The organism is Anabaenopsis sp. FSS-46, assembly GCF_029891665.1.
Classification (GTDB): Bacteria; Cyanobacteriota; Cyanobacteriia; order Cyanobacteriales; family Nostocaceae; genus Anabaenopsis; species Anabaenopsis arnoldii.
This window is the reverse complement of sequence record NZ_JANQDG010000149.1, coordinates 1-26,874: the sequence shown is the minus strand read 5'-3', so window position 1 is coordinate 26,874 and position 26,874 is coordinate 1. Positions and strand designations below refer to the sequence as shown.

The window sequence follows — 26,874 nt, the reverse complement described above, 5'->3', positions numbered from 1 at the left end:
GCAAAAATAAGGTGTAGATGTCTAGATTGCATTGTGCTGTCGAGGGTTTAGTAATTTCTCTCATTCTCCCATACCCATTACTAGACGACCCTTATTTATCAATGCACTATTTTGTTATTCTGTCAATGCGTAAGTCCTAAACTCTTGTGTGGTGGGCATACTTCCACAAAGTCACTACAAGTCATACCCGCGGTTGTCTACCTTAACCACATGAAATTAACGGTAGGTCTTTAGACAAGGGGGGTGTCAAACCAAGTCGGGTGAATTATCAGAGTCACAGAGCATTTGCACCAAGTTTTCTCCCCTTTGGTAAATATTACGCGCATAGTCTGTCCATGAACCTTGTCCCCAGTAGCGAAAACAGCTCGTTTGTAGCAAAAGGTTATGTAAAAGGAGATTACGGTATTCCACTGAATTAGTGGGCAAGATATTCTCAACCTTTTGATGAAATAAACTGCTTAATTTATGCATGGGTGAGAGCACATTTTCATATCCTGTTACCCAACTAATATGATTAGTCCATGAGGCTCCATCCATGTGAAAGTTAGGATTGATTTGCTTTAATTCTTGAATGGCAATTTCTACAGTTATGGCTACGCCACGCCCGCCATCAGGTTTGCAGTTTTCAGGTGAAAGTCGCTGCCAAATTTGATGTTGTCCTAGTGGCTGACAGGTGGGATAGTCTTTGGTTTGACAACCAGCGGCTGCTAATAATTCTAAGTATTCTGTACCACAGACCCCAACAACCCCAGATTTACCTCCTCCTTGATTTACCATATCTTTCCAAGCTTGTTTGAAAGCACTAGGAAATTCATTCATCATCACACCACCATTTTCACCATCGCCAATTTGGCTAACTATTGGTGGTATTATGATATTTGCTACTTGTTGTTTAGCTAAAGTTTTGGCTTCATAGTAAGGCTGCATCTGAGCCACTAATTTGGTATCTGAACCTTGGGTTTTAATCAGGGCTGTAATACTAATTGTTTCACCTTGAGAATTGCGGGCTATCAGACGATGTGGTAAGTGCTTATGGGTGAGAGATTCACCGCTAATTGTTTCTACAGAATGTTCTTGTACAAGTAACCAACGATAGCCACATTCCTTGAGAGCTTTGATAAATGCAAATAAAGTATCCGGGTGATTTGGTAGGTGCATTTCTGGGGGGGAAAATCCTTTGACTCTTGCTAATGCTGGCCAGCCAAAGATGGCAGCAAAGTGATGTTGCCATGCCACGATATGCAATTTAATATCGGGTATGGGTGTGGAAGAAATGACAGCATGACCCCACATTGTCCCGATCCATTCTACATAAGGTTGATAGGTGGGATTGCAGGTGATTCGTTTGAGATTATCCAAAATATCCTTACGTCCCATTTGTCTGAGTCCCCACAAAAGATTACCAGAGTAATCCAACATCACACGGGGATTGCAACCTTGATGGACAAGTTCGGGGATCATGTCCCCCATACGGCTGTAACAATAGGCGAAAGCTGCGGCGTTATGGTTATCCCCTTCGTGAGAATGTTCAAACATATATTGCAGATTGCTAATTAATCCGCCATCGGGTCCAGCTGGTATGGTTGGCTGGTGCATATGTAGGGCGATGGCAAAGACTGCATTTACATCCTCTAAGCGGATATTTGTTGAGGGTAAAAATACAGGCGCATCATGGTTAACTACAGAGAAGACTTCTGTTTCCCAACCAGAAATATTGGGTAAGTCGTCTATGATTTCCGGCACAGAACTAAGTGTGGTAGGCAATTTCATTTTCCCTGAACAACTACGAGATGGGCAACAAGGCGCTAATTATCATCGGTGCGGTCTTACAAAGATATTCCCATCTTTTTGTTTGAGTCGGTTATGAAGTTTGTTGCTCTTCTGCGGAAAATACGAATTATTGGTGAGCTTGGGGTAAACGAGGGCGAATTGCGGTCAATAGGTTCTATTTTTGGGAATGTTGCCTTTTGATCTCAAAGGTAAAATTTATTCACCGCAGTATGAAATTGTGAGAATTTAACTGGAGAGATAATTTATGTTTTTGACCATAATAAATCGCTAAAACGATAAATTTTGGTCATGAAACTGGGTTTTGCCGGAGACTGTGGTTTTGTCAAGGTTGGCGGGGTGGCGATTTGTAAAATTATCTCTAGTAACCAAGGGGCCAAGCGTTGACACCACACGGCTAAATGACTTTGCCAACCCACTAAAATTTCTGCTGTATCTTTTTGCAATCCAGAGACGAGTACTTGTGCTACTGCTTCGGAACTCATAGGGATCACCCAGCGAAATAATTTTAAGTCCCGCGCCATATCTGTGTCTGTGAGGGAAGGTAATAAGGCGAGGACTCGGATGTTGTGTTCAGCCAGTTCGCGACGTAAGGCTTGGGTAAATCCTAAGATGGCAAACTTGGTAGCTGAGTAAGTGGCCATTGTCGGTGCTGCTACTTTCCCCATCAAACTTGACACATTAACGATTGTTCCTTGTTTTTGGCTGACCATCCGCCGGGCTATAAGGCTGGTGAGGTTGTACATTCCCAATAAATTCACCGAGATTTCTTCTTGAACTTGGGGTAGTTTGGTCTGTAAAAATGAGGTTTGATATGCTACGCCGGCACAATTAACCAGGAGATGAATTGGGCCATAGTTGCGCCACAATTGGGCAACGGCAATATTAACTTCAATTGTTTTTGTTAAATCAATGCACAAAATTTCGGCTTCTACGCCCATGGCTTCGATTTGGTTAGCGACGGCGGTTAATTTTTGCCGATCGCGTGCTACTAATATCAACCGCTTGATGCCTTGTTGGGCCAGCCTCAGAGCGATCGCCTTACCAATACCACGGGAAGCCCCAGTAATCAGAGCGACTTTACCTCGAATATTCATCGGTTATGACCTCCAAAATGGTGTCTTACCCTAGTCTTAGTGATTGCGTCTATCCGCAATCAGAGCTACTAGCTTGGACAAGGTAAGACAAATAATCAGTCGTTGGTAAATAAGCTTGTGGCAACGAAATATTCCGGGACTAAAAGGCACAAATACCTGGGTTTTCAGTCAGATTAACAATCAAAATTTCACACAATTGCCGGAGTGAATATAGCTCATAGGTTTTTCTCTCCTCAATCTCAGAGCGTTCATCAGCGTTGTTGCCATACACACAGTAACAACTAAATCAAGTTATTGCAATATTTTTTAATAAGAATTTCTTAATAACTCTTAAAGAAAATTATATATAGCATTTCCCATGCTCGTGAGGTACAATTTTTTTTAGTTTGAGGGAACACCGGAACAGGGAATTATTGGTGTGTACTTCATGAGACTGAAAAAGGCTTTATTTGATGGGTAATATCCGAAGTTGACAATTAATTTCCTAGGGTATGGAGAAGAGTCAAAACTAGGAAAAGGTGTTCTTGGTTAGCCAACTTCCCACTCCCGGTCAGTTTGTAGATCAAAGAAGTAACAATCAAATTTTATACTAATTAATATCCTTGAACCTAGTATTTATTACGTAAACATCAAGTGAATTAATTATTTGAAAAAATAAAACATCCCCAAGATTTTCTCGGATAGTCCAAAAAACGTCTTAAGGATGTTGGCGTTTGACTTGCTTAGTGATCCAGGCTATAGAGCCGAGGGAAATTCCAGGTAATTATTTAAAAGTTATCCACAAACTGACTTAGGCGTTGGATCACGGGATCAACCTCTTCTGGGGGTTGATGTTCATCAGTAGTATATGATACTGATATATCTGGTGTGCTTGGAGACTCAATCATTGAACGCTCACTAAGTATATTTACTACATCTGCCATTTGTTGCGTAAGTTGCAAAATATGGCATTCTATAGTCTCCAAACGATGAGATTGTTTTGGGAAAAAACGTTCCTCTAGGTCAGCCACTTGACGTTGCAACTCATCGATTTTTTTTTCTAGTGAATCTGTTGCTACTGTTTTTGGACTAGGTTTTACAGTCTCCGGTATACACAAAGATTGCCATAGAGCCTGCTTACAGATGTCGCTAAAAGTTTTATCAGGCAATCTTTCCAGACAATCCTCTACAACTGCTAACAAGCTTTCATCGGCAACCGATGGGTTGAAGGTGACGGATTTAACTACCTTTTTTGGCCATTGGAACATTAGTTTTAAGACCTAGCAGATCGAGCGGACAATTGCGCCTCTCCATAAATGTATTGCCCCAAGCTATTAGCCTGGCGGGAAGGGGCGGATAAATGGGCATTTATTTGGGCTTCCTTGAGTAAACGTTGAACGTCGTCCCAGAAAAATTCACCACCGCCTCCAGTGATAATGACATCAGTGACCCGCTCTGGTATCCAAGCTAAGACACGATGACAAATATCTCGAGAAAACATTTCTATGAGGTTAGGTAGAAAATCATCCAGGTTAGTGGGCTTGCTGGCACCTTTAGGACGATAGAAGCGTTCACCTTTGGGTTTGTTGACAGCAGAAATCAGGGCTAAAGATTGACTATCAGATCCCTCTATTTCGGCGGCTACCATTTCATAGAACTTGTTCATGCCAAATTCTTCACTTTGAGAAGCAGCGCGGGCAAAACGGAAGTTATCTACCATTAACATATCAATGGTTTGATGTCCGATATCAACAATTGCGACCGAGATTTTGGTGAAATCTGGAACCCTAGCGCCTGTCTTAGGTTGAGCTTCAGACCAGAGGAGACTACCATATCCTTCTGGCATGACCCAAACCTTGTTAATATTGAGCGATACCGATTCCCCTCGGAAGTTCATCACATGAGGTCCAGTAACTTGACTGGTTAACTGAGCTTTTTCCTTTTCAAATTGTTCTAAAGACAGGAAGGGCAGACCCATGATGACGGAGATTTCATCTTTAAGTTTAAAGTAGCCAGCACAGGCCAAAACCTTGACTAGTGCATCTTCTACTTTAGACTGGCCAACACCTAAATTCGCCCCAAAGTCGGCTGCTAGCTGACCAATAGCATATCCATTACCTTGATACTCCAGCCATAAATCCATGAGAGGGTCAGTAGCCTTGGCTTCAAAAACGCCGCTTTTAACCTCTTCCATAGACATTTTCTTAACGTTGGCAGGTATGAAAGCTACATCAGCTGGTTCACGGTTAATACAAGTTTTAGTAGAAGTTCTACCTAAATCAACACTGAGAATATTTTTGCCGCTAATACTTGACCTATTAGCAGGAGGGTTGGTATTCATCGGGGTAGATGCTGACACCTTATTTAAAGGTATGGCGGCGGCATTCATTGGGGTAGCTGCGGAAGGTTGGTCTGTCATGAAAGCTCCTAATCCTGATTTAACTTTTGCTAATGCCTGAGTGACAGAAATTAATGTGCGGACTTGTAGTATAGAGAGAGCAACTAATATTGCTCTGCTACCTTGCCTATGAAATCAGTGTTTTCCTGATCTCCTAGGGGGGTTGAGTTAGTCAATTCCCATAATTCATTGTCAGCTATACTTTTCTCGACATTTTTACTCAACAACTTTCCTGGATAGTAGCAGATAAATGGGTCAACTAGAGAATCGTCACATGAATCACATTGAGTTTGTTACTTGGTCTTTGATGGGTTGGCTTTAAACAGTCCAAAGCCTAACTTTAGTTTCATGGAGTGAAGACTTTTGAGAAATTGCTGGTTGTATTCTACTCAGGTAGACGATTAAAGGCTAGTGTTACTAGGTGAGTTTTTCCTTGTTGGTTTCCTGGGGAGGGCACAAAGATCAGGGGAGAGTTTGTTTTCCTATGCCCCATGCCCCAGGCCCGTTCCCGTTTTAAATTGTTGGGGTCAATGACTGCACCCGTGTGTGAGATTCCCAATCTAATGGCTTTAAAACCCGATCTTCTAATGCCATTTGCTCAATTAAACTAGCCAATCTCAGAGCTTTCAGGGCTTGTTCACCACCTACCGAAGGTTGATTACCGCCGTGGACGCAATTAATAAAATGCTCTAGTTCTGCACTCAGAGGTTGAACATTAGTGGTGTAAACTTTCTCAATCAAACCATCCTGCCTGTACAGCACTTGTCTATGGTCACTTAGACTATTATTATTAGTTTGTCGGTGAATTAAAATTTCATTTTTGAGGAAATCTGCTTCTGTAAATGAGTTTTTGCAATGAGCCACTATGCGGCGGATTTTCCGGTGGGTAACTTTGCTGGCAGTTAAAGTGGCAACAATACCATTAGCAAAGCCCAAGGTAGCAGTGACGTAATCCAAATAACCAGAATTCACAGAATGAGTACCGCTAGCGGTTAACTTCACCACTGGAGAACCAGCTAGTTCTAATAACAGGTCAATGTCGTGGATCATTAAATCCAGCACCACCGAAACATCATTGGCGCGGTCTGAGTAAGGACTCATGCGATGCGCTTCTAGAGCCAGCAAATTTTCTGTTTTTAACACTTTACTGAGTTCTTTAAATGCTGGATTGAAACGCTCAATATGACCCACTTGCAGAATACACTGAGAATCAGCTGCCGCATTTACTAGGGATTCGGCCTCAGAAATGCTCGCAGCAATTGGCTTTTCAATCAAGACATGAATTCCGGCCAACAAACAGTTGATACCTACTGCGTAATGCAGGCGGGTGGGGACAGCGATACACACTGCTTCTACATGGGGTAGGAGGTCACAGTAATCTTCAAAAAAATGCCCCTTGTATTTACTAGCTGTTTCTAAACCTCGTTCAACATTAATATCTGACACACCTACGAATTCAACATCTTTCATTGAACTTAGTATGCGAGCATGATGTTGTCCCATGTTGCCCACTCCAATTACGCCTACGCGAATTGGTTTTGTTTGATTCCGCTGTGTATATGAAGGTTCTGCCACTGACATGCTATCTTGCACTATTATTCTCTCCTCAACCACCAAATCTAGAGGCGCTACCGCCGTTAGTATTTATACTTGAAGACCAGTTATGATCTGTTGAAAACCATCCAGATGGTAACATAGAGGCTACATTTATGAAGAATTTCCCAGTTTTTTATGAGTTCCCGCAATTTACCTTTTCCTTGTGTGTTCAGGTGGCAATTGCTCAATATTTTTTTACTAACATAAGATATAATGTGTCTTTTTGTTGACTTGATAAACCAATGAAGATGTAAGTAATAACTTATAAGAACCCTGGGGTAATTAATGAGCGGGATCGATCTTTAATTAGGAATCATTCAAAAATAATAATATTGTTTTGTTATCAACAATACAGAAATTTGCAAGGAATCCACTTAACCCTTTACTTTTGGTATGTTTTACGCAATTGCCACCGCTGAAATACTCCAACAATTCTTGCACAATTATCTATTTTTTTTTACATATTGACCTGTCTAACTTTTTTCAGGCGCTGGTGTAGACATTTGTTTGGCTGTGGTGAAAATAGTAAAAACTCGACCAAGATGGCTTAAGGAGGACTGTAACATTATTCGTGGAATTTTATGGAAGTGTGATTTGGCAATGGAAAACCCAAAAGTTGAGAGTGAGATGAAGGCTGTAATTCTATTATCAGGAGGATTAGACTCTGCCACAGTTTTGTATCAAGCCAAAGCTGATGGTTATGAATGTCACCCGATTTCTTTCGATTACCAGCAGCGACATCGGCGAGAGTTGGACTCAGCCTTCCGCATCGCTCAAACAGCTGGAGTGGTGAGACATCAAGTGGTCAATTTTGATTTACGACAATGGGGCGGTTCAGCACTTACAGATGACACCATTAATTTACCGCAAGAGAGATCCATCGAAGAAATGTCGCAAAAAATTCCAGTTACCTACGTACCTGCACGTAATACTATTTTTTTGAGCTTTGCTCTGGGCTATGGGGAAGCGATCGCAGCCCAAAGGGTCTACATTGGTGTTAACGCCTTAGACTACTCTGGATATCCGGATTGTCGTCCCGACTATATCCAGGCGATGCAGAAAGTATTTCAACTAGGAACCAAACAAGGACGTGAAGGCAAACCTATCGAAATTGTTGCTCCTCTAATTGATTTAAAAAAAACCGAAATCATCCAACTGGGCAATCAATTGGGAGTTCCCTGGGAGCTAACTTGGTCTTGCTATGCAGGTAGGGATGTAGCCTGTGGTGTTTGTGATTCTTGTCGTTTACGGCTAGCGGCCTTTGCTGAATTGGGGTTGAAAGACCCACTACCTTATGCTCAAGACTAAAGTTGTAACCTACCAATGACCACTGGAATTATTTAGCCTCCAATCGTCGCACTTGAATTTGATGCAAGCGCGGTCCGAAGGTTGAAACTATAGTAAATTCGAGATTTTCATAGTAGAAGATTTCGCCTGTTACGGGTATTTTTTGGAGTTGATACAGCACAAAACCGCCCAGTGTCTGGTATTCCTTTGTCAGGGGTAAATTCAGATGTAAAACTTCGTTGAGGTCTTCGAGGTTAACTTGGGCTTGCACCAAAAATGTTTGATTGTCTAACATTTCCACCAGCAAGTCATCCATGTCCTCCGGTTCCCCTGCATTACCAATAATTTCGGCAATGACATCTTGAAGGGTCACCAACCCTACGGTACCGCCAAACTCATTGACTACTATGACCATGGCCGGCTTCTCTTGCTGCATCATGGGTAATAGTTCACTCAAGGGTGTTTGTTCCGGCACAAAGCGGGCGTGACGCATCCAAGGTTGGATATTTGTTTCTGGGGTGAGTTTCCCCATTGCCAAGGGTTCTGCCAAATCTTTAAAATAAACTATGCCGCGAATGTCATCTAAAGAGTCTCCCATGATGGGGTAGCGTGAGTGACCACTAGAGGTCATTTCTTCGAGTAAAGTCTGGAAAGTTGCATCTTTTGACAAAGCGACAATAGCAGTGCGGGGGGTCATAACTTCAAAGGCTCTGACATCGCCAAACTCAAAGACATTATTCAGCAATTCTCGCTCTGCAAGTTGTAAACCAGTTGATTCTTTTTCTGTAGAGATGATGATCTGTAATTCCTCTGGAGTCACTGGCGATCGCCAACTTTGTCCGGTGTATTCTATACCAAAAAGCCGCAACAAAAACCGGGTTGATTGGTTAAGAATCCAGATAAAGGGGTTAAAAAAGCGGACGATGGCTTTTACCGAAGGACCCAAAAATCTCGCCAAATCCTCTGAATACAACATAGCTACTGATTTAGGACATAGTTCACCTAAAACAATTTGCAGATAGGCGATCAAAAAAAAGGCAATGGGAATTGATAGAGAATGAGCCATAAAATTATTCATCTCTATGGGTAAAGTCCAGGATTTTAGCCATGACTTCACCAATAGGACAATGGAACTTTCACCAATCCATCCCAGGGCTAAACTAGAAAGGGTAATGCCTAATTGAGTTGTAGATAATAACCTTTCAATACTAAGTTGTAGTCCCTCCACGGCGATGGCCGGAATATCACCAGCTTTAACCAGCTGATGAATACGCGATCGCCTAACCGTCACCATTGAAAACTCTGCTGTCACAAAAAAAGCATTAATAGCGATCAGCAATAACACCGTCAACAATCTCAGCCCCACATCAGTCGGAATTAAGGTAGAAAAACGACTCACCGCCAAAGCTCGTGTAAAAATCATGTCCCCATTTTGGGATTAATTGGGATTAAATAGCGGGAATTTGATATCAGGTATTGAATAATCATCTTCCCGAGTCCATATTCTCATTTACCTTTCTACAGGGATATTTAAAACTTCTAGCTTCAGTCGTTGAGCGGGGTAATCTGTCAGAGACAGGGATATCCGATTCACATCATCAAGCAAAGCCGTAGGAATAATCACCGTACCTGAAGCTATGGGACTCTCAGGATCTAATTCTGTTGGTAAACCTTCTGTGGTAGCACTCAGTGTCCGTCCTTTTTCGTCCCTAACATCCAAAAAACTATACAAAAAGCGCACAGAATCATTACCTTTATTCTGCATATTTACTCTCATGAGTAAATCACCCCCAGAGTAGCGAACAGATTGGACAGCAAAAGTTACACCCTGACTCTCCGCAACCACTGGAAATCCGGGTTGGAGTTTTTCTGCGACCACAGATGGGGGTTTTTCCTTTGAGCTTCTCTGCCTACTAGTTCTTGCTTCCTGGTCATCTTCATCTAATTTTCCTGATTTAGCAGCCTTGGTTTTCCCATCAATTCGAGCCTGGACAGTTTTGAGGATCTCATCTTCTTTCAATAGTACTACTCCTAGCTGTTGAGAGTTATTAGACCTACTGCTAATAAACTTATTCGTGGGGCGGCCATCTGGTGTTGTTACACCTCTGAGGGCCGAGGTTCCCATCTCAAAACCTAAAAACGCACTCACAGAACCAGCACCCAGCATCAGGACTAATAAGATTAAAGTGAGAATTGCCGTGGAATTTACTTTCATTGCTGACAAGTTATTGCGTCAAAATTTTGCCTTATTCTAAGCGTATTCAAACCAAAAGTATTGAAGCTGTCTGCCTCAATTGTGAAAAGAACTTAATCAATACCAGGTTGCACCATTTTGGACTTTACACAATCTGTAAAATTACGCTATAATGGAATTCCGCCAGGGTTGGCCGAGCGGTTGAGGCAGCGAACTCATAATTCGCCCAAGGCAGGTTCAACTCCTGCACCCTGGATTTTTTTGAGTCCTGACCCAAGACTCCATTCAAACCCATATTACGCTGATTCAGAACTCTGATCAGGTCTACCTTTGGTGTAACACAACTTTGCCTGTTTTGTAATGACGGATACTACTGGAACCTTTACTCAATCAAATATTTGTGCGGCTACTACTGATTTAATCACCCTGCACCACCAGCTACTAGATTTATTTTGTCAACTCGCTTATCAAGAGGGTGATTTTATTCTTTCTTCTGGACAAAGCAGTTCTTACTACATCAATGGTAAGCAGGTAACCCTCCACCCCCAGGGCGCTTTAGCCATTGGCCGCATTCTTTTATCTGTATTACCTACAGATACCCAAGCTGTGGCCGGCTTAACTTTAGGTGCTGATCCCATTGTGTCAGCTGTGAGTGTGGTTTCTGCTTATGAAAATCGCCCCATACCAGCGCTGATTATTCGCAAGGAAGCCAAAGGACATGGAACAATGGCTTATATTGAAGGTCCGAATTTACCCCCGGGTGCAAAAGTCGTAGTTTTAGAAGATGTGGTGACTACAGGAAAATCAGCCATGAAAGCCGTTGAGCGTCTTCGGGATGCTGGTTATATAGTTGATACCGTAATTTCACTTGTAGATAGACTACAAGGAGGGGCAGAGTTTTACCAGTCATTGGGGTTGAACTTTCAGGCGGTATTTACCATCACTGACCTCCAAGAACGATATCAAGCATTAGCTAATTAATGGGTAATTAGGGTCGCGCTGTGGCTCTTCCCCAGAAATGGGATCAGGAAATTTGAGAATAGCGATTGCGTCTCGCGCAGACCCAGAGGCGATCGCACTACTAATCACTGATCAATTTGGTAGTTTTAGCATAGGCGATCGCTAATTCTATGTAAAGATCGTTTAAAAAACGAAACTTCTTGACAACTATCAAATAAACACTGATCTTAACGATTCATAATCTGGGAACTGTTCCAGATGCAGAAAATCTAATCTGAATAAATATAAACGTGCAAAAAATCCGTCAATAAATTAATTTACATCTTAGTTAAATTTTTGTTTAACCTGTTCATAAATTTCGAGAGTGATGAGAGATATACTATTCTCCTCTGCATAAGTTTCAATTTTTTTACGGGCAAAAGGACGGACAAAGAAAGGAATTTCCTTGAGTTTATCTTCAGCTTCAACAGTCCATTTAATTGCTGCACTCATTGATTTTTAGGGTTTAATTTTGATACGAGTATTTAGATTGATGTTCAGTGATACCGGAAATTAATATAGTTACCAGATGGTAACTATATTAACGAGAATTATCTTAACCCTGGGTTACAGGTTCCTTTGCCAAAAACTTCTCAAGTTCAGTCAAAGCATCAGCATCAACCTTGGTTTGCATCGGGCAGAACTTAGGACCACACATAGAACAAAACTCAGCAGTTTTATAAATATCTGCTGGTAAAGTTTCATCGTGATATTCTTTGGCTCTTTCCGGGTCTAAAGCTAACTCAAATTGACGATTCCAATCAAAATTATAACGGGCTTTAGAAAGTTCATCATCTCTGTCCCTAGCACCGGGGCGGTGTCTAGCAATATCCGCAGCATGAGCGGCGATTTTATAAGCAATCAAACCATTGCGCACATCTTCAGCATTGGGTAAACCCAAATGTTCTTTAGGTGTGACATAACACAACATAGCTGTACCATACCAACCAGCCATAGCTGCCCCAATGGCGGAGGTAATATGGTCATAACCGGGTGCAATATCTGTTACCAAAGGTCCCAAGACATAAAAAGGAGCTTCCGAACACTCTTCCATTTGCTTGCGGACATTGAACTCAATTTGGTCCATGGGGACGTGTCCCGGTCCTTCGACCATGACTTGTACGTTATCTTCCCAAGCTCTGCGGGTGAGCTGTCCGAGGGTTTTTAATTCTGCTAATTGTGCCGCATCTGAGGCATCATGAGTACAGCCAGGACGTAGGGAATCACCTAAACTAAAAGAGACATCATATCTCTTGAAAATCTCGATGATATCGCGGAAGTGGGTATACAGAGGGTTTTGTTTATGGTGATGTAGCATCCACCGGGCTAAAATACCGCCACCACGGGAGACAATACCAGTAATGCGGTCTCTAACTAAAGGTAAATGTTCAATTAAGATCCCGGCGTGGATGGTTTGATAATCTACACCTTGTTGGGCGTGTTTTTCGATGACATGCAGAAAGTCGTCGGCGGTGAGCTTTTCAATGATGCCGTGGACACTTTCTAAAGCTTGGTAAACTGGTACTGTGCCAATGGGAACAGGTGAAGCATTGATGATCGCTGTGCGAATTTCATCTAAGTTACCGCCCCCTGTGGACAAGTCCATGACGGTATCAGCACCATATTTCACTGCTAGATTTAACTTATCTACTTCTTCTTGAAGATTGGAAGAGTTAGGAGAAGCGCCGATATTAGCGTTAACTTTACATTTAGACGCGATGCCAATAGCCATCGGTTCTAGGTTGGTGTGATTAATGTTAGCAGGGATAATCATCCGTCCCCGCGCCACTTCCTCACGAATGAGATCCGCAGGAAGATTTTCCCGCTGGGCGACGTAGTGCATTTCTTCGGTAATAACACCCTGGCGTGCGTAGTGCATTTGAGTGACATTACTCTGTCCACGACGCTTGGTAACCCATTCTGTCCGCATATTGAATTCCTCGATAAACAGCTTCCCTCCGCTGGTATTAGCCAGACTCAGGTGTTAAGGGTGTGATCTCAGCCTGATTCTTCAGGCACCCCTAGCATGAATGAAATTGTACCATCTGGGTTAGGAATACGGGTGAGACTGTTTACAATTCCTTTTGATCGACCGCACCAGCTAGGGGAAGGAGGTCAAGGCAGTAAGAAGAAAGAGTATGGTTATACTGTAGGCGATCAGTCCCAATATGATCTAAGCATTTATGGCTAACCATTACAGATATATTATTTTTTACAAACCTTATGGTGTTCTCAGCCAGTTCACTCAGGAAACACCGAAACACCGTACATTGAAGGAATATATACCGGTTCCCGATATATACCCTGTGGGACGTTTGGACTGGGACAGTGAAGGTTTATTATTACTAACCAATGATGGACAGTTACAACATCGTCTCGCTCATCCTCGCTATGGACATGAACGCACTTACTGGGTGCAGGTGGAGCGCGTTCCTGATGTAGATGCGATCAACAAGTTAGAAACGGGTGTAAATATTCAAAATTACTGCACTCAACCGGCGCAAGTACGACTGTTGTTAGAAGCGCCCCATTTACCAGAACGCCACCCGCCAATTAGATTTCGCCAAAATATCCCCACGGCTTGGTTAGAAATGACATTGACGGAGGGAAAGAATCGTCAAGTGCGGCGAATGACTGCGGCGGTGGGATTTCCTACTTTGCGATTGGTGAGGGTGAGCATAGCCCATCTGAGTCTGGATGGTCTACAGTTGGGTGAATGGCGCGACCTGATGCCATCAGAACTCAAGTTTTGGCATAATTTGCCTAAAAATCACCAGCCTAGCTCCCAATATCTGATATAATTACGGAAGTGTCACGCCAAATAATTTTCTTTTGGTAGTAATTGCTCTGGTGGGAACGGAAATGAAGGAACTTTCATTATGCTCATTTGCCCTCAGTGTACATTTCAAAACCCTAATGGTAACAAATTCTGTCAAAGTTGTGGTGCATCGCTAACTCACAGGGTTTGTCCTGAGTGTAGTACTGAAGTACCTGTGAATGCACGACTTTGTGATCACTGTGGTGCGCAATGCGGCAAGGTTTGGCAGGCAATTATCAGTGTCACCAAGAGGGGGAATGAAGATGGGGAATTGATTCGCGAGGAAAAGGCAGAAAATGAGCAAGAAACATCCCCAGCTGCTTGTATATCAGGGTCACATCTGACATTAGGTTCTTATTTAGACAAAAAACAGCGCTATCAACTTTTAGAACCACTATCAACGGTGAATGAGTCCGAAATGTGGGTGAAAGTCTTGGACTGTCAGCCATATCAAATATCTCCCATTGAGGCCATACTAGCTAGTCAGAGACAGGGATTGGTTATGCCATCAGTAGAAATTACTGGAGTTTCTCCCCTGGCTCAAGCTTATATTGTCTTGCAATCTCAAGGTCACCTAGGTATACCAGCTATTCATGATGTCTGGGAACAAGATAATATGCAGGTGTTACTCATCGAAGACCGTTCCCATTGGCAGTGTTTACTCGACATCTGGAAAGCTGAAACCACATCTACTTTAGAGATTTTACATTACCTAGATCAGATGAGCCGACTCTGGGGGGTATTAGAAACGGTGAGTTGTCGTCAAAGTTTATTGAAATTAGACAATCTGCGCTTAAATGCAGACAAAAAACTAGGTCTGGAAAGGTTGTATGTAGAATCCCTCAAGGAACTGCCAAATATAGTATTCTTAGATCAGGGAAAAGTAGAAACATTCACCATCCTAGAGCATCCTTTAACTATCCAAGCTTTGGGGGAAGTTTGGCAGGCAATCTTTAGACAGTCCCAGAGGACTTACTTTGGTTCTATAGTGAGGATTTTAGAAGATTTAGAACTAGGTAAAATTGAGACAGTTGAGCATTTGCGATCGCATTTACAGGAAATTATCGCGGAACTAGAAACACCCATCAGCAGAATAGCTGATCCGATAAAAGAAAATGCCGCAGCACCGACTATTTTACAATCCCATGATTTGCCAAATGTTCTACCCTCAATGGAATTGAGTAGTTTAGAAAATGCAGCAGGTACTGATGTAGGTAAGAAACGTAACTACAATGAGGATTACTTTGGCATTCAAACCAAAATCAGTGAGTTGGAATTGCCAAACCAACAAATTCTTGAATTCCGTGGTTTATATATCCTCTGTGATGGGATGGGTGGCCATGCGGGGGGTGAGGTAGCCAGTGAGTTAGCAGTTAACACACTCAAGGAATACTTTGATCAACATTGGACTACTAACCAAATACCCACAGAAGACCAGATTCGTGAAGCTGTATACGTAGCTAATCAAGCAGTTTATGAGTTAAATCAACAACAACTGCGTTCCGGGGTCAAGCGCATGGGTACTACCTTAGTTATGCTGTTAATTCAAGGTACTCAAGCAGCAGTGGCCCATGTAGGAGATAGTCGCCTTTATCGGCTCAGGCCTAACAAAGATTTAGAACAAATGACTGTAGATCATGAAGTAGGTCAAGGAGAGATTTCTAGAGGGGTGGATGCCAGTATAGCCTATAGCCGCCCGGACGCGTACCAGCTAACTCAGGCCTTGGGACCGCGAGATCAAAATGCCATTATTCCCGATGTCAAGTTTTTCACGATTACGGAAGATAGCCTGTTGCTGCTGGTGTCTGATGGTGTGTCAGATAATGATGTCCTAGAAATTTATGGGCAGAATAACTTAATTGCCCTGTTGCATTCTGACTCTAATCTAGAACAAGGAGTCACAGAATTAATTGATTTAGCAAACCAATACAATGGTCATGACAATATTACAGTCATACTTATCCGGGCGAAAGTGCATCTAAATATGAGCGGTTAAAATTATTTAGGAATGGTAGATTAATTCCCAGTGGCTAATTGTTGGCTAATTGTTTAAATTGATGCAGGTTGTTGTATTGTGGTTATTCTGACTTTGTTAGAACCCCAACAGAAAACGCCACTTCAGCAGTGGTATTTTGAAAATCCCTCAGTAATTCGCATTGGAAGAGCGGGGGATAATGATGTGGTTTTATCTGATATTCTGGTTTCGCGGCACCATTTAGAACTCAGAGAGGTTAAGTTATCCCAAAATAATCATCTCTGTTCTTGGCAGGTAATTAGTCAAGGTACTAATGGCACTTTTGTGGATGGTATCCTTGTACTTCAGTGCCCTTTGGCGGATAATTCTGTATTACAACTGGCACAGGGGGGGCCAATATTACAATTCCAATGTCAGCAAGTTCCAGGTGCTTTGCTCGGATATGTTGCGGGTGGTGAAGCTGAGGCTTTAGCCTCGACTTGCAACCACGAAGGTAATTCGCCTGGTAATCTCTTTTGTGTTCATTGCGGTCAACCTATTTCAGTCAAGCAGAAAATTCGTCAATATCAGGTTTTGCGAACTCTGGGACAGGGAGGTATGGGTACTACTTATCTAGCTTGGGATGCAGGGGGTCTGACTTTAGGAAAACCACAATTGTTGGTTTTAAAGGAAATGAACGCCGACATGGCTAAAATTGCCAAAGCCCAAGAATTATTTGAACGGGAAGCCCATACTCTCAAATGCCTGGATAATTCAGGAATTCCCAAATATTACGACTTTTTTGTGGTTGGGGGTAAAAAGTACTTGGCCATGGAGTTAGTTCATGGCGAAGATTTAGAAAAAAGAGTGTATGGGAGAGGTCTGGTATCATCGAATCAGGCGATTGTCTGGATGATTCAAACCTGCAACATCTTAGATTATCTCCATAGCCAAAATCCACCACTAATACATCGTGATATCAAACCTGCTAACCTGATGGTGCGAAGTTCCAATAATCATGTCGTGGTGTTAGATTTTGGTGCTGTCAAGGAGATTGGGACTAGACAAGGAACCCGGATTGGTGCTGAGGGTTACTGCGCCCCGGAACAAGAGCGAGGACAACCCTTAACTCAATCTGACTTGTATGCCATTGGTCCTACTTTAATTTTTCTCCTCACCGGCGAAAATCCTTTTAAGTTTTATCGTTACCGAGGACAAGGTTCGCAATTTGATGTGGAAAAAATTCCCACAATTAGTCCTCAACTCAGAGAAATTATTGAACGGGTCACGCAGTACATACCACAAGACCGATACCAAAGTGCTAGAGAACTGGCTGAAGCATTAGCTGCTTGCCAAGTTTAGGGAGTGGGGAGCAGTCAGAGAAATACTCCCCGGATCTAGGATCTATTCCTCGTCCCAAGCTTCCACTGCTAGCAGTTCGCCAATTGGATCTTGCATACTAAAGCCAAAGTCTTGCAGTTCCCGTTTCCAGTGCTGCCAGTCATCGCCGTAGAGCAATGCAATTTTCCAAATGCTATCAGTTGGTTTGATAATATTAGATTCGATGAGTGATTGCACTTTACGTTGCAATTTCACCATTGGGTGAATCACTTGCTGAGTCATAGCCTCGATTCAATTTGTGATTTTGTTTGATAAATACTTAATCAAAACTGCTTTCCGTTTTGCAATTGTCATCGATGCGTGGAGTATTGTAGTTGGTAAAGCTAGTCTTAACTTCTTTACTATACCATAACAAACCCTACTAGTCAGCCAGAAAATTCGGTTTTATACGGTAATCACCACTAAATAACTGAAAATTCTGCCGTTACTTCATCTTAGATGCCATACGAACAACCTATGCACCCGATAAATAACATAGAAAGATTAATGGAATCTGTTAACTTTTTTAGTTTTATAGTCACCACAGTTTGTGTGTCTATTCAAATATGAGCTAAATTGGGGGCTTTTGATAATTTTCGCCTCTTGAGGCGGGAAAAAATTTATTACTTACAATTGACCCTTATATAACCTATCGCAAACATCTGGGAATTAACAAACTTCTTACAAATCTTTATATAAATTTAATTTTTCCCGACTGAGTGGCTACAAAGGTTCTTTCTCTAGCAACAGGGTAACAGGTCCGTCATTTTCGATAGTCACTTCCATGATGGCACCAAATTCACCGGTAGCCACTGTCAGACCACTACCCTGTAACTTGCTGACAAAGCGGTCATATAATTCTTGAGCTAATTGGGTATGAGCCGATTGGTCAAAAGAGGGGCGGCGACCTTGACGACAGTCAGCATAAAGAGTAAATTGACTGACTACCAGCAACTCACCGCCAATCTCTTGCACAGATTTCTGCCATTTCTTGCTATCTTCTGTATTAGGAAATACTCGTAATTCTAAACACTTACGCACCATCCAGTCGAGTTCAGCTTCGGTATCCCTGTGAGCAATTCCCACAAGTAAATTGAGTCCCCGTCCAATTTTGCCAATGATTTTACCGTTAACGGTGACTTGGGATGATTTAACTCTCTGGAGGACAACACGCATAGAAAAACCTATTCAAGCCGAAAATTAAAGGGTAAACGAGCGTAAATTCCCTGAGGGTCATTCATTTTTTGGAGAATCACCAATTCCTGTTCAAGTTTTTGCAATTCCGCTATCAGGGGATGAGATGGCTGAACTGATACTCCCACCATGTGTAAAATAGTGCTGATTTCTTCAACTGCTCTGCCAAGAAAGCGTTCTTCCAAGGTACTTGCTTTAGGATATTCTTGTAATTGCCAATTGTTATCTAGTTTAGCTTCCTGGGCAGCATATTCAATAGCAGCATTTAAACCACCTATTTCATCTACTAAGCCGATTTCTTGGGCTGCTATTCCTGACCAAACTCTTCCCTGGGCAATTTCTGCAACTTTTGCGGCTGGTAAATTCCGACCTTGAACGACTTTATCCAGGAATAGATTATAAATCCTGTTAACACTGCGCTGAAAAATTTCTAACTCCTGGGGTGACTTGGGGCGCGTCGCTGTTTGAATATCGGCATAACTTGCAGTTTTCACTGTGTCCCAGGTTATCCCATTATTATTAGCCAGTTTTTGCCCATTCAATAGCACGCCAAACACGCCTATAGAGCCTGTAATTGTATTTGATTCGGCAAAAATCCGGCTGGAATCGCTAGCAATCCAGTAACCACCGGAGGCGGCCACATTACCCATGGAGACTACAACAGGTTTTACCTGGCGGGTCAATTGTACTTCCCTGTGCATCACCTCGGATGCTATGGCGCTCCCTCCAGGACTATTAATTCGCAACACCACGGCTTTGACATCATTATCTTGACGTATTTGATTCAAAATTCTGGCAAAGCGATCGCCTCCTATTTGCCCATCTTCGCCTTTACCATCGACAATTTCGCCTTCTGCATAAACCACAGCAATTTTATTGGGTGAGTTGCGTTCTACACCTAGATTTTTGCCGGAAACTTGAGCGTAGTTTCTGAGGTTAATTTGTCGGAATGTGCTATCTGTTTCATTGCTGGATGTGATTGTCTTCAGGTTGGCGACCACCTCATCCAGGTATGCGACCTGATCTATTAAACCATTAGCTTTAGCTTCACTAGCTGTGAGTAACACCTGAGTATCTGCGATCGCTTGCAACTGTTGAGGAGTAATTTGGCGACTAGAACCGACTGTAGTCCGCCAATCTTGCCAAACATCATCCAACAATTTTTGGATTTGTGCGCGGTTTTCTGGACTCAATTGCTTGAGAATCAATGGTTCGATTGCTCCTTTAAATTTCCCCTCCCGCACTACCTGAACACCGATCCCAAACCTTTCTAAAGCCCCGGATAGAAATAATGGTTCACTGCTCAAACCCTTGACTGGCATGAATCCCAGAGGATTAAGTATGATTTCATCCGCCACTGAAGTTAGGTAATATTCCTTTTCACTCAAACCCACACCATAGGTGACGATCTTTTTCCCAGATTGGCGGAACTTCTCCAGGGCCTGACGGATTTCCCGCAGGGTAGCAAAGCCTGTTTGATTAATGATGCTGGTACGACTTGCATCTAAATAAATACCGACTATGCGCGGATCCAGCCTGGCTTTTTCCAGGGTATCCAGAACACTACGCAGGCTCATTCTTTGTACTTCTGCACCCGATAATGCTTGTTGTAGCAATTCGCCCGAACTCGGGGAGCTATCAGTGATATTCATGGATAGGTCGAAAACCACAACGGAGTTATCTTTAACTTGTGGAGTAGTATCTCTAGAGGAGGTAACTGCAAATAGCAGTAGTAATATTCCTGTTGTGCTGACACCGAAAAAAATCATCAGCCCCAAGACAGTACCCAGTAAACTGGCAAAGGTTTGTTTGAAAAAATTACGCATTTGAGTTATTTAGTTGATATTTTTTTTACGTAAACTTCCTGATTTATATAAGTCATTTAATGTAGAGTTGCCAGTACAAAATAGTACTGTATTTATTTCCGCAATTAACACTTGAACTAAATCATACAATGCCGCTTCCGATACCACCGCCGCTTGCAGGAAAGGCATAGCCAAACCGGCTATATCTGCTCCTAGAGCGATCGCCTTCGCCACATCTAGCCCATCACGTAACCCCCCGGAAGCAATTAACGGCACATCTGAAGAAATGGCGCGGATACTGGTAATACACTCTGCTGTGGGTAAACCCCAGTCAGCAAATGTCCTACCTAAACGCTTTTGCAAAGCATTTTCCGCCCGCTCACTTTCCACCTTCGCCCAAGAAGTACCACCCGCACCAGCCACATCAATAGCCGCCACTCCAGCCCCTAAGAGTTTCTCGGCCATGACCGCAGAAATGCCATTGCCCACTTCCTTAGCAATCACTGGCACAGCTATGTTACTGCATATAAAGCGGATTTTGTCAAGTAACCCCCGAAAATTAGTATCACCATTGGGCTGAATACACTCTTGCAGTGGATTAATGTGTAAAATTAGGGCATCAGCTTCCAATATATCAATAATCCGAAGACATTCATCTAAACCATAGTGATAATTCAGTTGTACCGCCCCCAAGTTAGCAAATAACAACACATCGGGCGCGTACTTGCGGATGGCGAAGGTATCAGCCACTTGGGGTTTTTCCACCGCTACCCGCTGGGAACCAACACCCATAGCAATTTTATACTGTTGCGCTACTTTTGCCAGACGTTGGTTAATCATTGCAGCTTGTTGTGTTCCTCCAGTCATAGAGGAGATTAACAGAGGTGCTCCTAGGCGCTTACCCAGGAAGGTTGTACTGATATCAATATCATCGCGGTTGATTTCTGGTAAGCAGCAGTGATGAAATTTATAACTTTCTAGTCCACTGGTTACGTGGTGGAATTGAACATCTTCTTCTAAACAGATGCGGATATGATCTGCTTTGCGTGACTGGGTGTATTCTGGGTTTTGGTTAGGAGAATTCATTAATATTATGTTATATTATTTACAGCACATTGCAGGATGTCAAGTACAGATTTAATGATAAAACTTTTGTGGGGTGGGCATCTTGCCTGTTTTTGTACCTACTCAGATCAAATGTGCTGTATATGTTTTTCGTTTTTATCATACAGGATTCTGCCATTAAATATCTACTGATAGGTTTTACATATCAACTAGAATACATTAAGACCAACAAACTTAATAAAACTTCATTAACTTCCTCCCTGCATTTCTTCAATATTAAACATACTAATTAATACTCCAGCGATAGGAATTGACAGAAAAATTCCTACTAAACCTGCTACTGTGGCTCCTACTAAAAGAGCAAAGAACATGAAAACTGGATTCATATTGATTGAGCCTTGCATAATGCGCGGCATAAGTAAATTTTCTTCTATTTGCTGTAGGACAACACAAGCGATTAATACTTGTAGACTCAACCAAATGCCTTGAGGTAAAATAATCAGAGCAACTAGGGTAATACCAATTGTAGCGCCAATTCCCGGAATTAAATCAAACACTCCGGCGATCGCCGCTAAAAATAGGGCATAAGGTAGTTGGAGGAAAATAAATACTAAAAATGCGGAAACACCGAAAAATAAAGATAGCAACAAACGCCCCCAAAAAAATCCTAAGAAATTTTGCTGGATAGCAGTAGTCAGGTGATGACCAATATTTTGCGGGAATATTTTCATGATAAAATTCCAAACCCTTTCACCATCTAACAACATAAAAAAAGCAACAACTACAACCAAAATTAAATCAACTAAGTTAGTTAATAGCCATTGAAAAGTTGCCCACCCTGTACCAATACCTGATAAAATCTGATTGCGTAACTCCTCTTCTAGTAATTCAAAATTCACCTGAAAATTAAATCTAATGAGGATATTTTGTAATCTATCTAATAGAGAAATAGCATACTCAATGAATTGAGGTGCTTGTTCAAGTAATTCTTGAAATTGAGATAAGACAGAAAAACCCAGAGTTGCTATCAAACCACCCAAAATAAATAGACTGAGTAAAAAAACCACAATAACTGCGATACCATGTGGTAGAAACCGCTCAGACCACTTCACAGGATAATTCAGCAAAAATGCTAAAATTCCAGCGAAGATAAAAATGACAATCACCGTAGAAAAATAAGCTAAAACCTGCGCAATTGCCCAACCAAGAAGCAATAATAATAGATAGCGAATCAACTTGCTATTACTGAGGTTTTCCCAAAACCTTCGGATACTAAAATCATTCATATTTACAAATTATTATATAAGAATAATTTTGATAATTGTGTTAAATAATTGTAGATAATCACATCTACCTATAGAGAAGAGTTTGCGGGTTAAATCACCGGTTATCGTGTTGTTGTGGTGATATTTTCACAGCATATTCAGAAGGAACAATGGCAGATCCTCGCTGTTTGGCGTAAACCTTGGTAAATTCCGCCCCTAAAAACAAAATGTGAGCAGCATAAAAAATCCAAGTAATCACAATTACAAAAGAACCAGCCACCCCATAAGCAGAACCAAAATCAGTGCGGCCAAGAAACAGTCCAAATAAATACTGTCCTACTAAAAACAGCAGTGCAGTGATTAAAGCACCAACAATAGTATCACGCCAGGCAATATCGGCATCTGGGAGTATACTATACATCATTGTAAATATTAATGTAGTACCTCCAAAAGTAATCAATAAACTAATGAATTGGGATATATAACCCAAACCGGGAAATAATTGATTAAAAAATGTGACCAAACTTGTCAAAATTGCATTGGCTATAAAAAATAATATTAAAAGCAAGGCAATTACTAGCACCATTAAAAAACATAATAACCGTTTGCGCAACAGGTGAAAAATCTTACGTCTTGGTGCTGGCTTAACTTCCCAAATTCTATCTAGTGCTGTCTGAATTTGTGTAAATACGCCAGTAGCTCCAAAGAGTAAAAAAACGAGATTAAAAAAGACGGTAAAAGTTAGTTGTCTATAATCCACTTTCAGATTAGCAATAGCAGTAGAGATTAATTCTGCGCCCTGCTGACCAAAAAGTTCTCTCAATCGATTAACTACCTCTTCTTGAACCACAGCTTCCCCAAAAATTGCACCGACAATCATAATCACTAGTCCTAAAAGTGGTGCTAGAGAAAATACTGCATAATATGCTAGTGATGAAGCTAACAGAGAGACTTCGTTAGCTTGCCACTCAGCGGCAATTTCTCGCAGTAATCGGCGAATTTTCCTCAAAGTTACCATAATCAATCAATGTTAAATCAAGTCGAATCAATAGGAATATACAGAACCTTGCAGGTAATGGTAATTGGTTTCTATGGTTTTTGCTGGGAAATAGTTAACATATCATTAAATTTTAACGTGTAAATATCTGTAGGCATATTAATTTCAGCCTCTTCTAAGGCTTCTTTAATTGCTTGAGCCATTAAAGAAGTAGCTTCTAAAAATGGTAGCCGCCGAGAATTGACCCAGCAGCGCACCTCGATATTGACTGTACTAGGAGCTAATTGACGGACTAAAATATCTGGCTTGGGTTCTTTTTCAATTTCAGGAACTGACAAAACGGCATCATTAATAACTTGTTTAGCCTTAGTAATATCTGCTTTATAGTCTATACCAAAGGTAATAGAATTACGGCGAATATTTGAGGCAGTATTATTAATAATAATGGCACTAAACACTTCTTGATTGGGAATGTAAACCACACGGCCGTCATAAGTTTTTACAGTTGTAGCTCGTAGTTGAATTTGGGTAACAGTCCCTTCAAAGTCGCGAATAACTATCTGATCTCCTAAACGAAAGGGACGAGATACCAGCAATACAACACCGGAAAAATAATTACTCAATATATCCTTGAGACTAAAACCTATAGCTACACTGGTTAATCCTAAAGTTCCTAGTAAGGTGGCGAAGTCTAATCCCAAAACTCCCAAAGCGACAATTGCGCCTATGACCCAAACTAAGCCATAGACCAAACGACTAACCAAGATTTTAGAATTGCGGTCTACCTCCCAATGTTGCGCCCCGGTAAGGGTGACGTGGCGCATACTAGCTGCTATTAACCCGGTAGTAATGACTACTAATAGCATTCCTAAAAAAGAGGGTAAATTGTCGATAGTCTCTTGCTGAAACTTCCTTAGAGTAGAGAATAGTCTTTGTCCAACATCAATTACTAGTGGGGGTTGCTCAAAAGCCTGATTTAACTGCTTTGCCCACCATTGCCCTAATGTTTCCACATCTAGGTTAAAATCTTCAGCATCCTGTCGAGTTACAGTCATGACAACCCGGTTATTCAGCTGTAATGTAGCAATACCACGTTGGGGATCTGGTACTAGGGAAACTTGGCTATCAGTTTGGCTGCGTACTAAAATACTAGCAATGCGGCGGTTGATAATCTCCGCGCGTTGAGTAGCGCTGAGTTCTCCTAAGCTACCCACTTGAAACACGGGTTTTCCCCTAACGACTATATCGGCGAAAAACAGCCCAGTTGTAGGGGTTTGTTCGGGTTGAGATGGCTGGGATATCACAGGTGTAGGGGAGATTTCCTGTGTTAGACCCCTTTGTGTAGGTAAAATCACACCCACAAGAAAGATCACAACTAGGAACTGACGTGAGCCAGATCTGCTATTACCTTTGGGAAACAAACTCACCATCATCTTTAATCAACTAATATTGCCAGTAAATAAATTTACCCTGATTCACCTCAGATTCTGGGGTACTCCCGCCACAATCAATGATTTTAAATTACTTATGTTTTTGAGACGATAAAAAATGTGACACTGGTGTATTTGTCAAATATATCCAATTTTTCTGACAATAGCCAGAGCGATCGCCTGACATTCAATAGTGATTTTTGTCTCTCTCAAGTATGAAATTAACTTACTAATGGTTCTATACTGTGAGGTACAGAATAATAAACGTATCTAACAATACCTAACTATGACCCAGATATGTTGTCTTAATCCCGAATGTGATAACCCCTCAGTTACTGAAGATACGAAATTTTGCCCTAGCTGCGGGATTCCCTTGGTAGTATTGAGAAACCGCTATCAACCACTTAAACCTTTAGGTGGAGGAGGATTTGCCAAAACTTATTTAGCGGTAGATATTGACAAATTAAACTCAGAGTGCGTTATTAAACAACTTGCGCCCCAAACCCAAGGTACAGCAGGTTTACAAAAAGCCACAGCATTATTTTTACAAGAAGCGCAGCAATTACAACAGCTTGGTGAACATCCTCAAATACCAGCTTTACTAGCATACTTCGCGGAGGATAACCGCTTGTATTTAGTACAGCAGTTTATAGAAGGGGAAAATTTACTTACAGAATTAGCCAACCAGGGTATATTCAATGAGGCGAAAATCCGCAAGTTATTACAGGATTTATTACCAGTGTTTGGGGGGAACAAGAAATTTCAACAGAAACATTACAGAAGCTTTTGGAGACAAAATAGCATGGAGGAAAGAAGAAAAATGGAAAAGTTACAGTGAGCTTACTTTTGATAAAATAGCGCCACCAGGACATCTTCCATCTGATAGGTCAGCAGGAGGCTTTCGTTGGGGATTGACGAGAGGTGTTCTTTTTGACCGTATGGAGACTTGTAAGATTTAAATATCAATTGGTTTCCAGCACAGACGGGAAGGAAAAGAGAACACCCAGAGCGATCGCCCAACAGCAAATATTGATTTTTTTCATTCTGCCATATCTCTTGAAGTATGAAATTAAATCTCCTATTATAATAATCCCCGCCCTTTTAGGCTGGGGAGAATTGTTATTGCTGAGGTTTGACAAAGAAAGTCAAATATAGGGGCTTTAGGTATTACCGGTATTATCGTCTACAGCAAGACGGACAGCTTCTACTTTAACATTGAGTTCTTGGGCAATCTGTTCTACACTCATACCTGTCTTTAATAGTAGGGGAACTGTAACTTTGAGTATTTCAGCTTCCCTTTGTTCGCGACCTTCTGCTTTAGCTTCTTGGTAAACTCTGGTTTGTTCTAATGTCAGTCCTAGCATCGCTTCCACTTCCTCTCTACTCAATGCAGAAAACTTGTAAACAGCAATTGTGGTAATAATATCTATGATTTCAGTTTTCGCTAGTGTCTGGCTTATCTCTAATTCTTCCCTCTCTAGTAATTGTTTTGCTTGTGTGGCCATTCTCTCCTCTGAGGCGATCGCCAACTGCATTAAATTAATACCTATTGACAGGGTATTGGGAGATCCTAACTCATCTAGATAAATTCGCTGTACCTGGTCACTATTTAATAAAGTCCGATGGGT

At 41.7% G+C, this 26,874-nt stretch carries 23 protein-coding genes, 1 tRNA gene, 1 pseudogene and 1 riboswitch; of the genes and pseudogenes, 8 read left to right on the top strand and 17 right to left on the bottom strand.

Going from position 1 to position 26,874, the window contains the following annotated elements; translation table 11 throughout:
* Positions 1-246 precede the first annotated feature (246 nt).
* The 5 genes from NWP21_RS18060 to NWP21_RS18040 all read right to left on the bottom strand — a co-directional run bounded on the left by NWP21_RS18060 (position 247) and on the right by NWP21_RS18040 (position 6,855).
* Complete coding sequence (locus NWP21_RS18060) at positions 247-1,770, bottom strand: glycosyl hydrolase family 57 (RefSeq protein WP_280793742.1); 1,524 nt, start codon at positions 1,768-1,770, stop codon at positions 247-249.
* Between the two features lie 263 nt (positions 1,771-2,033).
* The gene (locus NWP21_RS18055) at positions 2,034-2,885 is read right to left on the bottom strand and encodes an SDR family NAD(P)-dependent oxidoreductase (RefSeq protein ID WP_271730624.1); all 852 of its coding nucleotides are present in this window, start codon (positions 2,883-2,885) and stop codon (positions 2,034-2,036) included.
* 767 nt (positions 2,886-3,652) lie between these two features.
* The gene (locus NWP21_RS18050) at positions 3,653-4,132 is read right to left on the bottom strand and encodes a plasmid segregation centromere-binding protein ParR (protein WP_280793741.1); all 480 of its coding nucleotides are present in this window, start codon (positions 4,130-4,132) and stop codon (positions 3,653-3,655) included.
* Positions 4,133-4,137: 5 nt separating this feature from the next.
* On the bottom strand, positions 4,138-5,283 hold the full coding sequence (locus NWP21_RS18045; protein ID WP_280793740.1) for a ParM/StbA family protein: 1,146 nt from the start codon (positions 5,281-5,283) through the stop codon (positions 4,138-4,140).
* A 492-nt stretch (positions 5,284-5,775) separates the two neighbouring features.
* A complete protein-coding gene (locus NWP21_RS18040; protein WP_271730621.1) occupies positions 5,776-6,855 on the bottom strand; it encodes a Gfo/Idh/MocA family oxidoreductase in 1,080 nt (359 codons plus the stop codon).
* Positions 6,856-7,485: 630 nt separating this feature from the next.
* Between NWP21_RS18040 and queC the strand changes: the two genes are divergently transcribed.
* Positions 7,486-8,166 carry a 7-cyano-7-deazaguanine synthase QueC gene (gene queC / locus NWP21_RS18035; RefSeq protein ID WP_280793744.1) on the top strand — a complete coding sequence of 227 codons (681 nt, stop codon included), beginning with the start codon at positions 7,486-7,488 and terminating at the stop codon, positions 8,164-8,166.
* 28 nt (positions 8,167-8,194) lie between these two features.
* On the opposite strand, the gene NWP21_RS18030 is transcribed toward queC, so the two are convergent.
* Both NWP21_RS18030 and NWP21_RS18025 read right to left on the bottom strand, forming a co-directional pair.
* On the bottom strand, positions 8,195-9,568 hold the full coding sequence (locus tag NWP21_RS18030) for a hemolysin family protein (protein WP_280793738.1): 1,374 nt from the start codon (positions 9,566-9,568) through the stop codon (positions 8,195-8,197).
* Positions 9,569-9,655: 87 nt separating this feature from the next.
* The gene (locus NWP21_RS18025) at positions 9,656-10,360 is read right to left on the bottom strand and encodes a hypothetical protein (RefSeq protein WP_280793737.1); all 705 of its coding nucleotides are present in this window, start codon (positions 10,358-10,360) and stop codon (positions 9,656-9,658) included.
* A gap of 162 nt (positions 10,361-10,522) precedes the next feature.
* Between NWP21_RS18025 and NWP21_RS18020 the strand changes: the two genes are divergently transcribed.
* Both NWP21_RS18020 and pyrE read left to right on the top strand, forming a co-directional pair.
* A tRNA-Ile gene (locus NWP21_RS18020) sits at positions 10,523-10,595 on the top strand.
* A 104-nt stretch (positions 10,596-10,699) separates the two neighbouring features.
* Positions 10,700-11,320 (top strand): orotate phosphoribosyltransferase, encoded by a 621-nt coding sequence (pyrE, locus tag NWP21_RS18015; protein ID WP_280793736.1) that lies wholly within the window; start codon positions 10,700-10,702, stop codon positions 11,318-11,320.
* Between the two features lie 303 nt (positions 11,321-11,623).
* Here pyrE and NWP21_RS18010 read toward each other — a convergent pair whose 3' ends face one another.
* Complete coding sequence (locus tag NWP21_RS18010; protein WP_271730615.1) at positions 11,624-11,791, bottom strand: PCP reductase family protein; 168 nt, start codon at positions 11,789-11,791, stop codon at positions 11,624-11,626.
* 103 nt (positions 11,792-11,894) lie between these two features.
* On the bottom strand, positions 11,895-13,268 hold the full coding sequence (thiC, locus tag NWP21_RS18005; protein ID WP_280793734.1) for a phosphomethylpyrimidine synthase: 1,374 nt from the start codon (positions 13,266-13,268) through the stop codon (positions 11,895-11,897).
* A 6-nt stretch (positions 13,269-13,274) separates the two neighbouring features.
* Positions 13,275-13,371, bottom strand: a riboswitch (TPP riboswitch).
* A gap of 150 nt (positions 13,372-13,521) precedes the next feature.
* Between thiC and NWP21_RS18000 the strand changes: the two genes are divergently transcribed.
* The 3 genes from NWP21_RS18000 to NWP21_RS17990 all read left to right on the top strand — a co-directional run bounded on the left by NWP21_RS18000 (position 13,522) and on the right by NWP21_RS17990 (position 17,472).
* Positions 13,522-14,139, top strand: coding sequence for an rRNA large subunit pseudouridine synthase E (locus tag NWP21_RS18000; protein ID WP_280793733.1), 618 nt, complete (start codon positions 13,522-13,524; stop codon positions 14,137-14,139).
* 78 nt (positions 14,140-14,217) lie between these two features.
* Positions 14,218-16,152, top strand: coding sequence for a serine/threonine phosphatase (locus NWP21_RS17995; protein ID WP_280793732.1), 1,935 nt, complete (start codon positions 14,218-14,220; stop codon positions 16,150-16,152).
* Positions 16,153-16,230: 78 nt separating this feature from the next.
* Positions 16,231-17,472: an FHA domain-containing serine/threonine-protein kinase gene (locus NWP21_RS17990; protein WP_280793731.1), complete on the top strand. Its 1,242-nt coding sequence runs from the start codon at positions 16,231-16,233 to the stop codon at positions 17,470-17,472.
* A 42-nt stretch (positions 17,473-17,514) separates the two neighbouring features.
* On the opposite strand, the gene NWP21_RS17985 is transcribed toward NWP21_RS17990, so the two are convergent.
* From NWP21_RS17985 to NWP21_RS17955, 7 genes are all read right to left on the bottom strand, one after another.
* Positions 17,515-17,733, bottom strand: a complete 219-nt coding sequence (locus NWP21_RS17985; RefSeq protein ID WP_200988220.1) for a DUF4327 family protein — start codon at positions 17,731-17,733, stop codon at positions 17,515-17,517.
* Between the two features lie 480 nt (positions 17,734-18,213).
* On the bottom strand, positions 18,214-18,666 hold the full coding sequence (dtd, locus tag NWP21_RS17980; RefSeq protein WP_280793729.1) for a D-aminoacyl-tRNA deacylase: 453 nt from the start codon (positions 18,664-18,666) through the stop codon (positions 18,214-18,216).
* 8 nt (positions 18,667-18,674) lie between these two features.
* The gene (sppA, locus tag NWP21_RS17975) at positions 18,675-20,510 is read right to left on the bottom strand and encodes a signal peptide peptidase SppA (RefSeq protein WP_280793728.1); all 1,836 of its coding nucleotides are present in this window, start codon (positions 20,508-20,510) and stop codon (positions 18,675-18,677) included.
* Between the two features lie 9 nt (positions 20,511-20,519).
* Positions 20,520-21,575, bottom strand: coding sequence for a type 2 isopentenyl-diphosphate Delta-isomerase (gene fni, locus NWP21_RS17970; protein WP_280793727.1), 1,056 nt, complete (start codon positions 21,573-21,575; stop codon positions 20,520-20,522).
* Between the two features lie 227 nt (positions 21,576-21,802).
* A complete protein-coding gene (locus NWP21_RS17965) occupies positions 21,803-22,840 on the bottom strand; it encodes an AI-2E family transporter (protein WP_280793726.1) in 1,038 nt (345 codons plus the stop codon).
* A gap of 94 nt (positions 22,841-22,934) precedes the next feature.
* Entirely contained in the window at positions 22,935-23,837 is a 903-nt protein-coding gene (locus tag NWP21_RS17960; protein ID WP_280793725.1) for a YihY/virulence factor BrkB family protein, read from the bottom strand.
* A gap of 71 nt (positions 23,838-23,908) precedes the next feature.
* Entirely contained in the window at positions 23,909-25,249 is a 1,341-nt protein-coding gene (locus tag NWP21_RS17955; protein ID WP_280793724.1) for a mechanosensitive ion channel family protein, read from the bottom strand.
* A 283-nt stretch (positions 25,250-25,532) separates the two neighbouring features.
* On the opposite strand from NWP21_RS17955, the pseudogene NWP21_RS17950 reads away from it, so the two are divergent.
* Positions 25,533-25,988, top strand: a pseudogene (locus NWP21_RS17950) (protein kinase); the annotation flags it as partial.
* Complete coding sequence (locus tag NWP21_RS17945; protein ID WP_280793723.1) at positions 25,945-26,205, top strand: GUN4 domain-containing protein; 261 nt, start codon at positions 25,945-25,947, stop codon at positions 26,203-26,205. The pseudogene NWP21_RS17950 and the gene NWP21_RS17945, both read left to right, overlap by 44 nt.
* Positions 26,206-26,406: 201 nt before the next feature.
* Here NWP21_RS17945 and NWP21_RS17940 read toward each other — a convergent pair.
* Positions 26,407-26,874 (bottom strand): DUF2887 domain-containing protein (locus tag NWP21_RS17940; protein WP_280793722.1); only part of this gene is annotated, 468 nt, incomplete at its 5' end.

Coding starts and splice junctions, on each gene's coding strand:
- NWP21_RS18060 (WP_280793742.1), bottom strand. CDS start 1,770: ATGAAATTGCCTACCACACTTAGTTCTGTGCCGGAAATCATAGACGAC.
- NWP21_RS18055 (WP_271730624.1), bottom strand. CDS start 2,885: ATGAATATTCGAGGTAAAGTCGCTCTGATTACTGGGGCTTCCCGTGGT.
- NWP21_RS18050 (WP_280793741.1), bottom strand. CDS start 4,132: ATGTTCCAATGGCCAAAAAAGGTAGTTAAATCCGTCACCTTCAACCCA.
- NWP21_RS18045 (WP_280793740.1), bottom strand. CDS start 5,283: ATGACAGACCAACCTTCCGCAGCTACCCCAATGAATGCCGCCGCCATA.
- queC (WP_280793744.1), top strand. CDS start 7,486: ATGAAGGCTGTAATTCTATTATCAGGAGGATTAGACTCTGCCACAGTT.
- NWP21_RS18030 (WP_280793738.1), bottom strand. CDS start 9,568: ATGATTTTTACACGAGCTTTGGCGGTGAGTCGTTTTTCTACCTTAATT.
- NWP21_RS18025 (WP_280793737.1), bottom strand. CDS start 10,360: ATGAAAGTAAATTCCACGGCAATTCTCACTTTAATCTTATTAGTCCTG.
- pyrE (WP_280793736.1), top strand. CDS start 10,700: ATGACGGATACTACTGGAACCTTTACTCAATCAAATATTTGTGCGGCT.
- NWP21_RS18010 (WP_271730615.1), bottom strand. CDS start 11,791: ATGAGTGCAGCAATTAAATGGACTGTTGAAGCTGAAGATAAACTCAAG.
- thiC (WP_280793734.1), bottom strand. CDS start 13,268: ATGCGGACAGAATGGGTTACCAAGCGTCGTGGACAGAGTAATGTCACT.
- NWP21_RS18000 (WP_280793733.1), top strand. CDS start 13,522: ATGGCTAACCATTACAGATATATTATTTTTTACAAACCTTATGGTGTT.
- NWP21_RS17995 (WP_280793732.1), top strand. CDS start 14,218: ATGCTCATTTGCCCTCAGTGTACATTTCAAAACCCTAATGGTAACAAA.
- NWP21_RS17985 (WP_200988220.1), bottom strand. CDS start 17,733: ATGACTCAGCAAGTGATTCACCCAATGGTGAAATTGCAACGTAAAGTG.
- dtd (WP_280793729.1), bottom strand. CDS start 18,666: ATGCGTGTTGTCCTCCAGAGAGTTAAATCATCCCAAGTCACCGTTAAC.
- sppA (WP_280793728.1), bottom strand. CDS start 20,510: ATGCGTAATTTTTTCAAACAAACCTTTGCCAGTTTACTGGGTACTGTC.
- fni (WP_280793727.1), bottom strand. CDS start 21,575: ATGAATTCTCCTAACCAAAACCCAGAATACACCCAGTCACGCAAAGCA.
- NWP21_RS17965 (WP_280793726.1), bottom strand. CDS start 22,840: ATGAATGATTTTAGTATCCGAAGGTTTTGGGAAAACCTCAGTAATAGC.
- NWP21_RS17960 (WP_280793725.1), bottom strand. CDS start 23,837: ATGGTAACTTTGAGGAAAATTCGCCGATTACTGCGAGAAATTGCCGCT.
- NWP21_RS17955 (WP_280793724.1), bottom strand. CDS start 25,249: ATGATGGTGAGTTTGTTTCCCAAAGGTAATAGCAGATCTGGCTCACGT.
- NWP21_RS17945 (WP_280793723.1), top strand. CDS start 25,945: ATGAGGCGAAAATCCGCAAGTTATTACAGGATTTATTACCAGTGTTTG.